At 66.4% G+C, this 13276-nt stretch carries 12 protein-coding genes; 4 read left to right on the top strand and 8 right to left on the bottom strand.

Annotated features, from left to right (window positions below; all coding sequences use genetic code 11):
* Positions 1–155: 155 nt before the first annotated feature.
* Together H292_RS0118915 and lppU are read right to left on the bottom strand one after the other, a co-directional pair.
* The gene (locus tag H292_RS0118915) at positions 156–1610 is read right to left on the bottom strand and encodes an MFS transporter (protein WP_020112418.1); all 1455 of its coding nucleotides are present in this window, start codon (positions 1608–1610) and stop codon (positions 156–158) included.
* Between the two features lie 48 nt (positions 1611–1658).
* Positions 1659–2276: an LppU family putative lipoprotein gene (gene lppU / locus H292_RS0118910; protein WP_019666913.1), complete on the bottom strand. Its 618-nt coding sequence runs from the start codon at positions 2274–2276 to the stop codon at positions 1659–1661.
* Positions 2277–2461: 185 nt separating this feature from the next.
* Between lppU and H292_RS0118905 the strand changes: the two genes are divergently transcribed.
* Positions 2462–3505, top strand: a complete 1044-nt coding sequence (locus H292_RS0118905; RefSeq protein WP_020112417.1) for an ATP-dependent DNA ligase — start codon at positions 2462–2464, stop codon at positions 3503–3505.
* A 1-nt stretch (position 3506) separates the two neighbouring features.
* Positions 3507–4586, top strand: a complete 1080-nt coding sequence (locus tag H292_RS0118900) for a DNA polymerase domain-containing protein (protein WP_020112416.1) — start codon at positions 3507–3509, stop codon at positions 4584–4586.
* A gap of 11 nt (positions 4587–4597) precedes the next feature.
* On the opposite strand, the gene nhaA is transcribed toward H292_RS0118900, so the two are convergent.
* Positions 4598–6493: a Na+/H+ antiporter NhaA gene (nhaA, locus tag H292_RS0118895; protein WP_020112415.1), complete on the bottom strand. Its 1896-nt coding sequence runs from the start codon at positions 6491–6493 to the stop codon at positions 4598–4600.
* A gap of 288 nt (positions 6494–6781) precedes the next feature.
* On the opposite strand from nhaA, the gene H292_RS0118890 reads away from it, so the two are divergent.
* Together H292_RS0118890 and H292_RS27260 are read left to right on the top strand one after the other, a co-directional pair.
* Positions 6782–7825 (top strand): zinc-binding metallopeptidase family protein, encoded by a 1044-nt coding sequence (locus H292_RS0118890; RefSeq protein WP_026348104.1) that lies wholly within the window; start codon positions 6782–6784, stop codon positions 7823–7825.
* A 20-nt stretch (positions 7826–7845) separates the two neighbouring features.
* Positions 7846–8652: a GAF and ANTAR domain-containing protein gene (locus H292_RS27260; RefSeq protein ID WP_020112414.1), complete on the top strand. Its 807-nt coding sequence runs from the start codon at positions 7846–7848 to the stop codon at positions 8650–8652.
* A 10-nt stretch (positions 8653–8662) separates the two neighbouring features.
* Here the strand turns inward: H292_RS27260 and H292_RS0118880 are convergent, their stop codons facing one another.
* The 5 genes from H292_RS0118880 to H292_RS0118860 are packed head-to-tail and all read right to left on the bottom strand — an operon-like array spanning position 8663 to position 13056.
* The gene (locus tag H292_RS0118880; RefSeq protein ID WP_020112413.1) at positions 8663–9937 is read right to left on the bottom strand and encodes an EAL domain-containing protein; all 1275 of its coding nucleotides are present in this window, start codon (positions 9935–9937) and stop codon (positions 8663–8665) included.
* An 11-nt stretch (positions 9938–9948) separates the two neighbouring features.
* Positions 9949–10623: an SAM-dependent methyltransferase gene (locus tag H292_RS0118875; RefSeq protein WP_020112412.1), complete on the bottom strand. Its 675-nt coding sequence runs from the start codon at positions 10621–10623 to the stop codon at positions 9949–9951.
* Positions 10620–11396 carry a PIG-L deacetylase family protein gene (locus tag H292_RS0118870; RefSeq protein WP_019666905.1) on the bottom strand — a complete coding sequence of 259 codons (777 nt, stop codon included), beginning with the start codon at positions 11394–11396 and terminating at the stop codon, positions 10620–10622. Before H292_RS0118870 ends, H292_RS0118875 begins: the two co-directional genes overlap by 4 nt.
* Positions 11390–12352, bottom strand: a complete 963-nt coding sequence (locus H292_RS0118865) for an acyl-CoA/acyl-ACP dehydrogenase (protein ID WP_020112411.1) — start codon at positions 12350–12352, stop codon at positions 11390–11392. Before H292_RS0118865 ends, H292_RS0118870 begins: the two co-directional genes overlap by 7 nt.
* Complete coding sequence (locus H292_RS0118860; RefSeq protein ID WP_371828327.1) at positions 12349–13056, bottom strand: glycosyltransferase; 708 nt, start codon at positions 13054–13056, stop codon at positions 12349–12351. Before H292_RS0118860 ends, H292_RS0118865 begins: the two co-directional genes overlap by 4 nt.
* Positions 13057–13276: the final 220 nt, after the last annotated feature.

Genomic DNA, 13276 nt, shown 5'->3' with positions numbered 1-13276 from the left:
TCCACTCCTGCCCTGACCCGGGTCGTTCCGCAGGCTCCACTCCTGCCCTGACCCGGGTCCTTCCGCAGGCCCCTCCCCCCCCCCTGACCCGGGTCCTTCCGCAGGCTCTACTCCTGCCTCCAACGGGTCGTTCCGCAGGCTCCACTCCTGCCCTCCTATATCTGCTCCCTCGGGCTCAGCGCCGGGGACGACGGGTCGCAGCTGTAGGTGGGGTTCTTGCGAGAAGGACTCCTGACCATGACTGCGGCGATGAGGGAACCCACGACGAGCAGGCCGGCGCAGACGATCATGGCCGTGTGGAAGCCGTCGGAGAAGGTCTGGGGCCGGTCGTAGTCGGCGCCCGCGATTCCCACGAGGCCAGGTAGAGCGGCCACGGCCAGGAGCTGGCTGGTTCTGGCGACGGCATTGTTGACACCGGATGCTGTTCCTGCGCGGTCGGTGGACACGGCTCCCAGGACGGCGCCGGTGAGCGGCGCGACCAGGATAGACAAGCCGAGGCCGAAGACGACGACGGCAGGAAGCACGTCGACGAGGTATGTCGATGCCGGCCTAACTCCCGCCGCGGCCGGCGAGATACGGAGCATCAGCAGCAGTCCGGCGGCGGCGACCAACGGCCCGACAGTCATCGGCACACGGGGCCCGATGCGCTGCGCCACCCGTCCGGCCCGCGCGGAGAGCACGAGCATCAGAGCGGTGATCGGCAGAGTCGCCACACCTGCGGCGATCGGCGAATAGTCGAGTGCCAACTGAAGTTGCAGGATCAGCAGGAAGAACACTCCGCCGAGCGCCGCGTACACGGCGAACGTCACCAGGTTGGCCGCCAGGAAGACACGGGACGCGAACAACGACGGCGGAATCAGCGGATTGGATGTCCGCAACTCGACGACGACGAACGCTCCGACCGCGAGTACGCCCGCCGCCACGACCCACCACGATGCGTCGATGAAGCCGTAGGTGAGCAGGCCGAGCGCGAGGGCGACGACACCTGCACCGGGGAGATCGAGTTTCCCCTCCGCGTGAGGGTCGCGGCTCTCGGGCACGTGCTTGACGGCCACCAGGACGACGGCGACAGCCAGCGGAATGTTCAGCAGGAAGACCGATCGCCACCCGGCCACGTCGACCAACCACCCGCCCAGCAGAGGCCCGACGGCGGACGCGACACCGCCGAGACCGGACCACACGCCGATGGCGGCGCCCCGGTCGTCGGGATGAATGGACGCAGAGATCAACGCGAGGCTTCCCGGCGTCAGCAACGCCGCGCCGACGCCCTGCAGCAATCGCGCGGCGACGAGTACCTCGATGTTCGGCGCCAGACCGCACAGGACCGAGGCGACGGCGAACCAGATCGTGCCCCAGACGAAGACCGTCCGTCTGCCGAGGCGATCGCCGAGCGCACCGCCGAGCAGGATGAACGACGCCAACGTCAGGGTGTAGGCGCTGACGGTCCACTGCAGTCCCGAGACGCCGGATCCGAGATCCCGGCCGATGTCGGGCAGCGCCACGTTCACGACGGTCGCGTCGAGCATCGCCAGCGAGGACCCCAGAACCGTCGCGGCGACGATCCAGCGTCCCCTCGGAGTCTTCAATCGGACCGAATCGGACCCCGTCATGGAAGCACCGTCATGAAAGCACCGTCATGACGGAAGTCTTGCACCGATCTACAGATCTTCGACGCAGACGACGAAGTTGCGTTCCGGATAACGGAAACCGCTCGTCGCCTGGAGATCGCAGGAGTCGACGTCGGTGGTTCCACTGAGGATCTCCACGACGCGGACGGAATCGAACCCGGGCGATCCGCAGTCGATACGCTCGGGATCGTCGTCCATCGGAATGTCCATGCAGCCGCCGATGACCCAGTCGATGTCCAGGCACAGTGCGCCCTGCTCGATGTCCGCGTACGTCTCGTAGTAGTACTGGTCTGCGTCGGAGATGCACTCGGCGTTTGTGGGAGCCTTGCCGATCACCTTGTAGTTCGAGTCGGCGCTTCCGCACGCGGCATTGTCGATGGTGGCGTCGTCGACAGTTCCCCCGAGGTCGACGCATTCACCGATCTCGACGTCGATGTCGACGTCACCGCCCATGTCCTCACCTTCCTGCGCCGGCGCTTCGCCCGTCGTGGGCGCAGACGAGCTGGTCTGGGTGGTCGAGGTGACGAGTTCGTCGGCGGCCGGGATCGCCCGCGGAGTGACGGTGCTGCTACAGCCTGCGAGCACGACAGCGCTACATGCCAGCACAGCAATCGCTGCGCCGCGAAACTTCTCACTGAGGGAGAGCATTGACCGTTCCTTAGTTCTATGAAGGTGAGGACCCGAGCACGACAAGAATCGGATCAAAAATATCCCGTCCGTCCCGATTTCGTGAGACCAGGTGTGGCTCGAGTGAACGCTGAGGCGGACATTCACGATTACCTGCAGCGAAAGAAGGTACTCCTCGGCGGTTCCACTAGGGCAGTATTGCTCTCGTGGACCTCCCGATCGCGTGGCCGCTGCAACCGATGCTGGCCAAAGCCGCCAAGACCGTCCCCGCACAGCCGGAGGGCGAAGAGCCCGCATGGTCGTACGAGCCCAAGTGGGACGGCTTCCGTGCCATCGTCTTCCGCGACGGCGACGAGGTGATCCTCGGGTCGCGTGGCGGCAAGGACCTCGCCCGCTACTTCCCCGAGCTGGTCTCGGCCGTCCTGGCGGAACTGCCGGACAAGATCGTCGTCGACGGTGAGATCGTCGTGCCGCGGGAGCGGGACGGGCGTACGAGGCTGGACTGGGACGCGTTGTCCGAGCGCATCCACCCCGCCGATTCGCGAGTGCGCATGCTCGCGGAGAAGACACCGTCGATGTTCGTCGCGTTCGATCTTCTGGCGATCGGTTCGACCGACCTGACGGGTGAGCCGTTCTCCGTCCGTCGGGCAAAGCTGCTCGAGGTGATGGCAGGCGGTGATCGCTGCCAGGTCACCAGCACGACGGACGACGCGGCGACCGCGCAGGATTGGTTCGAGCGTTTCGAAGGCGCTGGGCTGGATGGAGTCGTTGCCAAGAAACTGGACGGGCTGTACCTGCCGAACAAGCGCGAGATGATCAAGATCAAACACGCCAGAACGGCCGACTGCGCGTTGATCGGATACCGAGTGCACAAATCCGGCAACGGAATCGGATCGTTGCTGCTCGGCCTGTACGACAACGGCGAGCTTCGGATGATCGGCGGCGCGTCGGCGTTCACCGACAAGCGGCGCGTCGAAATCCTCGAAGAACTGCAGCCGTTGCGCACCGGGGAAGAACCGAAATCGGCCGAAGCCAACCGGTGGACGTCGAACAAGGACCGCAGTTGGGTGCCGCTGCGCATCGAGCGGGTCATCGAGGTCGCCTACGACCAGATGGAAGGCGACCGTCTGCGGCACGCCGCACGCTTCCTACGGTGGCGACCGGACCGGGATCCGAAGTCCTGCACCTACGAACAGCTGGAAGTGCCCGTCAGCTACGACGTGGCCGACGTGATCGCCGGGGGCAAATAAGATGGCAGCGAAGACACCGCCCGCGTTCGTGCAGGCAGGTGACCGCGAGGTACGAGTCTCGAGCCCCGACCGCGTGATCTACGAGGCAACGGACATCACGCCGGAGATCACGAAACTGCAGGTGTGCGAGTACTTCGCCGCCGTCGGTGAACCACTGTTGAGAGCGATCGGCACTCGACCGACCGCGATGGAACGGTGGCCCGACGGTTTCCGCGACGGGATGCGTCTCGCCCTCGGCCCGCAGGACAAGGAGGGCGACGGCTTCTATCAGAAGCGGCTGCCCAAGGGCGCTCCCGACTGGATCGAGACCGTGAAGATCGCCTTCCCCAGCCGCCGGACCGCGGAGGAACTGTGCCCCGGTGAACCGGCGTCCGCAGTGTGGGCCGCGCAGATGGGCACGTTGACGTTCCATCCCTGGCCGGTGCGACGCCCGGACGTCGACCATCCCGACGAGTTGCGGCTCGATCTCGACCCGCAGCCCGGGACGACGTTCGCCGACGCGCAGCGCGTGGCCGAGGTGACCCGTGAACTGCTGGAGGAGTTGGGGCTGAAGGGATACCCCAAGACCAGCGGCAACCGCGGCATCCACATCTACGTCAGGATCACGCCGTCGTACACGTTCGAGCAGGTGCGGCACGCCGCCATCGGGCTGGGACGTGAGCTGGAGCGCCGCGACGACGGGGTCACGACCAACTGGTGGAAGGAAGAGCGCGGGGAACGGATCTTCCTGGACTTCAACCAGAACAACCGGGATCGGACCATCGCGAGCGCGTGGAGCCTACGGGCGAAGACCGGTGCGCCCGTGAGCACGCCGATGACGTGGGCGCACCTGGCCGGGATCTCCGACCCTCGCGAGTACAACCTGGTGACGATCCCCGACTACCTGTCCGACGGCGATCCGTGGGCGGACATGGACGAGCAGGCCTACTCGCTGGACCCGCTGCTGGAACTCTGGGACACCCTGCCGGGCGGCGAACTCAACTTCCCGCCCGACTACCCCAAGATGCCCGGCGAACCTCCTCGCGTTCAACCGTCGAAAAAAGTCGCCGAGCACTGGGACGACGACGGCAACCGTCTGTGAGTGGAGCCGCGTCACGTCGAGGAGGTGCGGAGCTGCGTCAGTTCCCGGATGAGCGAGGCGGCATCGTAGGGCCCGGTGTGCCGGATCAAGTCGGTGTCCCCGCGGCCGAGATAGAACGTCGGCGTGCCCTCGACGTCGCTCGACGCGGCGTCGAGCTCGTCGTCCTCCACCCGAACCACGTAATCGCCGGTACGTAGGTCCTCGGAGAACCGGTCCATGTCGAGACCGAGATCCTCGGCATAGTCGTCGATGTCGTCGGGGGTGAGTGCGTCGCTGTTCGCGAACAGGACGTCCGCCATCTCCCAGAACTTCCCCTGCGCCGACGCGGCTTCGCTGGCGTGGGCTGCGTAGCGCGCGTGCGGGTGGTAATCGTCGAGGGGCAAGTGCCGGAAGATGTATCGGACGTCGTCACCGAAGTGGGCTCGGACCTCCTTGATGCTTCCGGTTGCCTTGCTGCAGAACGGGCATTCGAAATCGCCGTACTCGACGATGGTCAAGGGTGCATCGACGGGACCACGGATGTGATCGCGCTTGGCGTTCACCGGTCGCAGGATCCGATGCGACACCTCCTGCTTGGGCGGATGGATGCGCGCGTCGATACGGAACAGCAGCCAGCCGAGCAGCGCCGCCACCACGGACGCGGCCAGCACGCCGACGCGCGCCTGGTCGGCGAGGAATTCGTCGTCGAGGGCGAGGTCGACGATGAACAGCGAGATCGTGAATCCGATTCCGGACAGTGCAGCACCGCCCGCGATGTGCGAGATCGTCAGACCGGGCGCCAGCGCCGACGGTTTCATCCTGGCGAAAACGGCTGCTGCACCGGTGATTCCGATGAGCTTGCCGACGACGAGTCCGACGACGATGCCCCACGTCAACGGCGACGTGGCGGCGGCACGCAGGGTCTCGCCGCTGAGGACGACGCCCGCATTGGCGAGCGCGAAGATCGGCACGATCAGGAACGCGGTGTAGGGCTGATACAACCGCATCAGACGCTCGTTGACGGACACGGCCTGGTCCAGGCCCAGCCTCGCGGCGCGGGCGTACTCGGGATTGGGTGACTGGCGGAACGCTCGGGTGAGGTCGGCTGCGCGTTCCACTTCGCTGCGCCTCGGCGGGTAGACCGGCAGGATGAGTGCGATCATGACGCCGGCGAGAGTGGCGTGCACGCCCGACTCGTGGAAGGCCACCCAGGTGGCCAGTGCGACGACCAGATAACCGATCCCGCGCCACACCTGCATGCGTCGGAGCAGCGCGATCGCGGCCAGACCGACGAACGCCAGAATCAACGGAACGATCTCGACCTTGTCGGTGTAGAAGAACGCGATGATGGCCAGCGCGCCGACGTCGTCGGCGACGGCGAGCGTCAGCAGGAAGATGCGTAGGCGGGCGGCCTTCTTCGGTCCGATGACGGCCAGTGCGCCGAGAACGAACGCGGTGTCGGTGGAGATGACGACGCCCCAGGCGCCTGCGGCCTCACCGGATGGATTGAGGATCAGGAACAGAACAGCGGGGATGGCGAGACCCGCGAGCGCCGCGACGATCGGGATGCTCGCGCGTGAGCGATCGGTGAGCTCGCCCATCGCGAATTCGCGTTTGACCTCCAGGCCGACGACGAAGAAGAACAACGCCATCAAGCCGTCGTTGACCCAGTGCGCGAGGTCGAGCGAGATGCCGTGGCCACCCACGGTGATCGAGAGTTCGGTGTGCCAGAAGCTCTGATAGGTGTCGCCGAAGGGCGAGTTGGCCCACAGGAGTGCGAGTAGGGTCGCCCCGAGAAGGAAACCGGCGGCAAGGGTCTCACTACCGCCTGCACCGCGAGTTGCGGCACCGTGTCCCGGGCCGAGGGAGTCGGTGATGCGCTGGGCCAACCGTCGCACGGGTGAGACGGTCGGTGTCATGTCGGCCATCAGGCGCGGGGTCCGGGGATTGCAAGCGTGCTCATCGGTTGAAGAAATCCCCTCGATCGGTGGTCCAGCTGGTGGACCTGACTCTCCGCAGCGTGTGTTCGGTCGCTGCGCACACCACGCAACGCGCCGACGGTAGGAAAGCTTCCACCGTTACGGCACCTCGTGACCGTATCGTGACTACTCTGTTATCTCCGACGTACCGAAACCGACGGGATACCGTCATATTCGCAGTCGAGCATTGGTGGGCCTGAAGTCGACCAAGGCACCTGAGCAATGAAAGTCGGGATCATGCGTGCTTTGATCTGCCGCAAATGCGGTCAGAAACTCTCGTTCGAGAATTCGCTGTGCCTCAGCTGCCACAGTGCGCTGGGATTCCACCTTCCCACCCGCGCCCTGCTGCCGCTCCCGGACACGGACGGTGACGGCGCCGCCGAGATCGACATCACCACACCCGGCAGCGATGTCGATGTCACCTGGAAGGTGTGCGCCAACCTGAGCACGGCCAGGTGCAACTGGCTCGTCGACACCTCGACCGGCGAGGAACTCTGCTTCTCGTGCCGACTCACCAGGACGCGCCCCGCGGACGACGACGTCGACGCGATGGTCGCCTACGCCGACGCGGAGACGAACAAGCGTCGGGTCATCCTCGAGCTCACCGAGCTGGGTCTCCCGATCGACGGGCGTGACAAGGACCCGGAGACCGGTCTCGCCTTCGACCTGCTGTCGAGCGCCAACACGCAGGTGATGACCGGCCACGCCAACGGACTGGTGACGCTCGACCTGGCCGAGGGCGACGACGTCCACCGCGAACAGCTCCGAGTGTCGATGTCCGAGCCGTACCGCACTCTCGTCGGACACTTCCGGCACGAGATCGGCCATTACTTCCAGATGGTCCTCGTCGGAACGGGCGAACACCGACCGCGGTTCGAGGAACTGTTCGGCGACCCGGACACCGACTATCAGGCCGCCCTGGACCGGCACTACAACGAGGGTGCGCCGGAGAACTGGGAGGACGATTACGTCTCGTCCTACGCGACGATGCACCCGGCGGAGGACTGGGCCGAGACGTTCGCCCACTACCTGCACATTCGTGACACGCTCGACACCGCGGCAGCCTTCGGTATGGCCCCGGCCGGATCGACGCTGGACAGCCCACTACCGGGCGACGTCGGTTTCGACCAGATCGTGGAGTGGTGGCTACCGCTGTCCTGGGCGCTCAACCAGATCAACCGCTCGATGGGCCACCAGGATCTGTACCCGTTCGTGTTGCCGCCCACAGTGCTGGACAAAATGCGATACGTGCACCAGCTCATCGCGCCCAGCGAACTCTGAGTCGTAAAATCTCGGCGGAGGTGGTTCTCATCAGTGAGCAGGTTCTCGGCGCGGACGTCACCACGACGACCGGAGCCGACTTCGATCTGAGTCAGCGCCTGGCGGCGGTGGCCAGGGAACTTCGCCGCGAGCACGGAGACCCCGACCGGACACTGGCGGCCATCACCGAATCGGCCGTCATGAACGTCCCGGCCGCCGAAGCAGCGAGCATCACGACGGTGCTCCGCGGCAAATTCGTCCACAGCGCCGCACTGACCGGTGACCTCGCCGGTCAGTGCGACGCAATTCAGCAGCAGATCGGTGAAGGGCCGTGCCTGGAGTCGGCCGTCGAGCAGCGGACCATCCGGATCGACGACATGGATTCCGACCGACGCTGGCCACGGTTCGCTGCCGCCGCGTCGGCGCTGGGAGTGCGCAGCATGATCTGCTTCCAGCTGTACGTCGAGGGCTACAACTTCGGTGCGCTCAACCTGCACTCCACCCGTCACGACGCGTTCGGGGAGGACGCCGAGTCGATCGGCTCGCTGTTCGCCGCGCACGCTGCCATCGCGTTCTCCAGCGCCAAGGAGGAACAGCAGATTCGTGCCGCGCTGACCTCACGCGACATCATCGGCCAGGCCAAGGGCATGCTGATGGAGCGCTACAAGTTGGGTGCTCAGGAGGCGTTCGCGCTGCTCTCCAGGCTCTCGCAGGAGACCAACACGCGTCTGGCCGAACTGGCAGGCAAGGTCGTCGCCGACGCCGAGAGCTACGCAGGAGTGGAGCCTGCAGGAACGACCAGGAAGAGGGCCGTGGAGCCAGGAGCGAAAAAGAAGGCCGAAGGCTGATCGGTATCGGTCAGAGCCCGGTACGTTCCACCGGAAGCCGCAGCAGCAGACTTCGCGCGCAGTCGACCGTCAGCTGCGGGTCGTGGCTCAGGACGTAGGAGAATCGCCGGTTCATGTCCGGTCCGGTATCTCCCATGTCCTTGGCCGCCAGTACCGCCGAGAAGTGCGGCGACAGCACCACCACCACCCATTCGAGCCGTACCGGGTCGTCGGGGTCGAGGTCTGCTCCGCGCACGCGCGGCGCGGGCTCGGGATCGATGCCCGCGGCGAGTGCGCCGACGAGGGCTGCCCTCGTCGCCATGACCTCCCAGCGACGCGCGGTCAGCGGCGTGAAATGTTCCCGGCTCTCGAACGAGCCGAGGATGACGGCGGTCTGCAGGCTCTGGCCGGCAATGGACTCCAGCCCCTTGCTGACCTCCACCAGAAGACGCTTGGTCGACGGCTTGGAATCGCGTCCCGCCGCGGCCAGTTGGTACGGCGAGGAACGTGGAAGCGAGCCGCGCTCGGGTGACGTGCGGAAATCCAACGGTGACAGTCGCTTCGACGGCTCCACCGGAACGGGGTTCTGCTCGGTGAAGAACCGGCCCTGCCCGACGCGTGCGCCCAGCGCGATGGCGGTCCCGACGGCGTCCTCGGTGTCGATTCCTTCCGCCATGACGATCGCGCCCGTGCGTTCGGTGTACGCGGCGACGGCGTTGACGACTCGGGCGGTGAACCGGCTCGGACGCTGGGTGATCAAGCTGCGATCGAGTTTGACCACGTCGGGTTCGAGGAGCGGCAGCAGTGCCAGCGATTCCGGCTTCACACCGACATGATCGACGGCGATTGCCCATCCGAGCTTGCGGACATCGGCCACCGCGCGCAGCAACTGCGCGGGTCGACGAATCAGTGAGGTCTCGTCCAGCTGCAGGACGGCGGAACCTGCGTCGACGTCTCCGCGGTCGGGGAGGTACGGCAGTGTGTCCGGGTCGATGGCGATGAACAGCGGCAGACCCTGAAGCGAATCGAGGCGTGCGGCACCCTCGACGGCGCCGGCCCAGCGAACGAGGTCGAGGTCGACGGTCATGTCCATCGCCCGCGCCGCGGACGCGAGGGCCGCAGGCTCGCGGAACGCCGAATCCTCGGGTCCCATGACGATGGCTTCGTAACCGATCACCTCACGGGTCATCAGGTCGACGATGGGGGCGAAGTCGGTGTGCAGACTGTCCGGTCCGAGCAGATCCTCGAGTGCGCCGCCGCGATAGGTGCGCGTCGCGGTCTCACCGCTGGTCATTCTGTCGCTCATCTCAGTCCCACTCATATCAAACCCTCACGTCGTGCGACCGATTCCGGTCTTCCGGTCGGCTCCGCCGACTCGCTCCGTGCGGACGACTCCGCAGCGAACACTTCGAGTATCACATCTTCGTCGACGTAACCGCCCATACGGACCAGTCCGTCGGTGGCTCCGATGGCGTCGTGCACCTGGTCACCGGTCTGTGGATAGTCTGCGACGAGGTGTCGCCAGTGCACCGCGAGGAGCGTGCCTCCCGGCTCGAGATGCGCCACCGCCTGGCCCAGGGCAGCGCGTAGGTCAGCAGGGCCGAGGTAGTACCCGACCTCGCTGAGCACGATCAGATCGAACGGGCCGATCTCGTCGAACTCGTCCCACGAGTCCGTGAGCGACCATTCGCGCAGCTGCACCCGGCCGCTGGACTCGCCGGTGCGCGCGTCGAGACGAGCCCTGGTGGTCTCCAGCGCCGAGGCGACGATGTCGGTGGACGTCAGGTCGTCGCAGCGGCTGGACAGCTTCTCGGTCAGTATTCCGACGGAACAGCCCGGTTCGAGCGCGCGGCGATATCGCGGTTCGGTCAGCGCAGCCAACGTCAGAGCGTATTTACGCTCCTCGTACCAGTTGTCGCCCAGCCGGAACGGATCGACGTTGCCGTCGTAGACGTCGTCGAAATAGTCCTTCTGCAGAGTGCCGTCCGTCATGCGAACACCACCTCCTCGGATCGAAGCAAACGCGCCAGAATGTGCGGCGGAAGTACCGCCCGGTCGGCGGGATCGTCCGACAGATCCTGGATCTGAGACGTGAACCGGTGTGCCGCGGCTTTTTTCGCCTGGGCAGTGCGATCGTCCAGAGTGATCCCCAGCGCGCGACCCCAGGGAACCTCGGGATGATCCGGCCACGCCCAGTGCCACATCCACACCGGGTACTCGAGCACCGCGATCCCGACGCGTCTCGACGCCGTCAGGCATGCCCGCGCCGTCGCCTCGTGATCGGGATGACGATCGCCGCGCCACGGCGTCAGGCACCAGGTGCCCTGTCCACCGGACAACAGCTCGGTGAGCGCCCGCGCGAGCTCGTCCTCGTGCGCGGCGACGTCGCCGTCGGGAAAGCCGAGCCGGATCGGGTCGACGTCGAGACCGAGTTCGGTCAGAGCGCGCCTCGCTTCACGCGGCCGCTCGTCGATCAGTTGCGCCTCGGACATCGTCGGAGACCCGGGATGCGACGCGCCGCCGTCGGTGACGGCCACGACGGACACCCGGATGCCCGACGCGGCGGCGAGCGACATCAGGCCACCGACACCGAGCACTTCGTCGTCGGGATGGGGCGCGACGACGATCATCTCGCGGCATCGACCGAGATCGAGTGGCGGGAACGACGGTGTCCACTGCTGCCACACCTCGAGCGGTGTGCCCGGGTCGACGGTGTCGAACGTTCTGGTTTCCTGCGTGTCGGTGTGTTCGGCGGCGGCTACCATGGCGACTCTTCCTTCGCGATCTCCTGGCCCAGCGCTGCGAGATCGCGCTCGGCATGGCTCTGGCGTAGAAAAACGGTCAGATCGGCGACGCGGCGTGCATGCTCACCGTTCGCGCACAGCGGGGCGGCGCCCAGCGCGCGGCCCACGCGGTCGATGGTGTCGGTAGCGGCGCTCTCGACGATCGCGCGGACGGTCCGTGCCCTGGTGCTGCCGCGGGCCTCGGAGTCGGTCGGATCGGCGTCGATCTCCGCAGCGGCGGTGGTCAACGCGGCCGACGCGGCACCGAGCGATGCCGCCACGGCGCCGAGATGAGCCATGGTGTGCGGATCGGAGCTCGACTGCGCTGCCGCGTGCAACGTGTCGGCGACAGCGCAGGCACTGCCGAACCACACCGCTGCCACGCCGAGCCCACCGTGCCAGAAGCCCGGGCGTTCGACGTACGATCCGACTTCGCCGACGGGAACGGCGTGCGCACCGTCGAAACGCACTGTCCCGGAATCGCTTCGAGACATCCCGACGGCGTGCCACGTGTTGGGAATCGGCGAGCACCAGTCCTGGGTCATGTCGACGGCGAACAACCGCGATCGATCTCCGACGCGGGCGGTGACGAGGGCATTCGTGACGATATGAGCGCCCGAGCACCACGGTTTGACGCCGGTGAGCTTCCACCCGTTCTTGCCCTGCGCCGCCTCGAGCACCGGCGACGGTGGTTCCGCCGCCCAGACACCCCAGATCTGCCCGCGGCTCGGAGCCGGGCCGCCCAGTTCGGCGAGAATGGCCACTGCGTCGGCGTGGCCCTCGGCCAGACGCCCTAGGACCGTGTCCTCGCGGCCGAGCCCGGCGAGCGTCAACCAGCGAGTGTCGGTGAAACCCGAACCGGGGAGCGGCATTCCAGGTGCCTCATCGGCGACGAATCGCTTGAGACGCTCGACGAGCGAGCTAACGTCGACCGTCATCGGGCGATGGCCAATTCGAGATCCTGCAGGTGAGCGGCAAACCCGTCGGGTGCCCGGCCGGAGCGCCTCGACGACGTCAGCACGGGCGAATCGCACGAGTACAGAACCGGTACGCCCGCGCGTTCGACGCGAGCCATCAGGTCGACGTCCTCGCCGGTGGTCAGTGCGCCGAATCCGCCGACGGTCCAGTACAAATCTGCGCGCAGTCCGAGATTGGTGCCGTGCACGTGGCGATGGCCGGACGTGTGGCGGTAGCCGGCGTCGTACACCAGAGTCAACGCGGGCGAATCCAGCTCGGTGACGACGGTCCCCGCCACGGCATGCGCACCCTGCGCTGCGTGAGCGAGGTGCGAGGAGATCCACTCCAGTCCGACGGTGCTGTCGGCATCGGTCGTCGCGAACCAGGTGTTGTCCTGTGCTCGGCCTGCTGGTCCGGTGGCCGACAGGAAACCGGCTGCGCGGGCTGCTCCGACGTTGCGTCGCGCGACGGTGAGGACGGTCGCGTCGACCTTGTCGGCCCACGTCGCGGCGATATCGGCGGACGTGTCGGTGCAGGAATCGAGAACCACGACGAGGTCGACGTCGATGTCGACCTGCTCACACGACCTGACCAGCGCAGACAGGCACGAGTCCAGAAGTGCTTCCTCGTTGTGAACCGGCACAACCACCACAGCGCGCTCGATCGGCGCTTGCTTGTCGAACACTTCGACCCCCATCCGCGGAAGCCGTTCCGTCCCCATACGAGAGAACAGGCCCCGGGCCGCGGTGACCAGGGGCAACGATTCGTACAGGCGTCGGAGGCGGCATTGTGTGAGCCGCCGGTGGCTCGACGGAGAACTGACGGGTCGGATAGACCCGCTAGATGGTCCCCCGTAGTGGCACAATCCAAACATACGATCTCCGATCACGCTCACAGAAAGGTGC

The organism is Rhodococcus sp. 114MFTsu3.1 (assembly GCF_000383555.1).
Classification (GTDB): Bacteria; Actinomycetota; Actinomycetes; order Mycobacteriales; family Mycobacteriaceae; genus Rhodococcoides; species Rhodococcoides fascians_E.
This window is presented reverse-complemented; position numbering and strand designations above follow the sequence as displayed.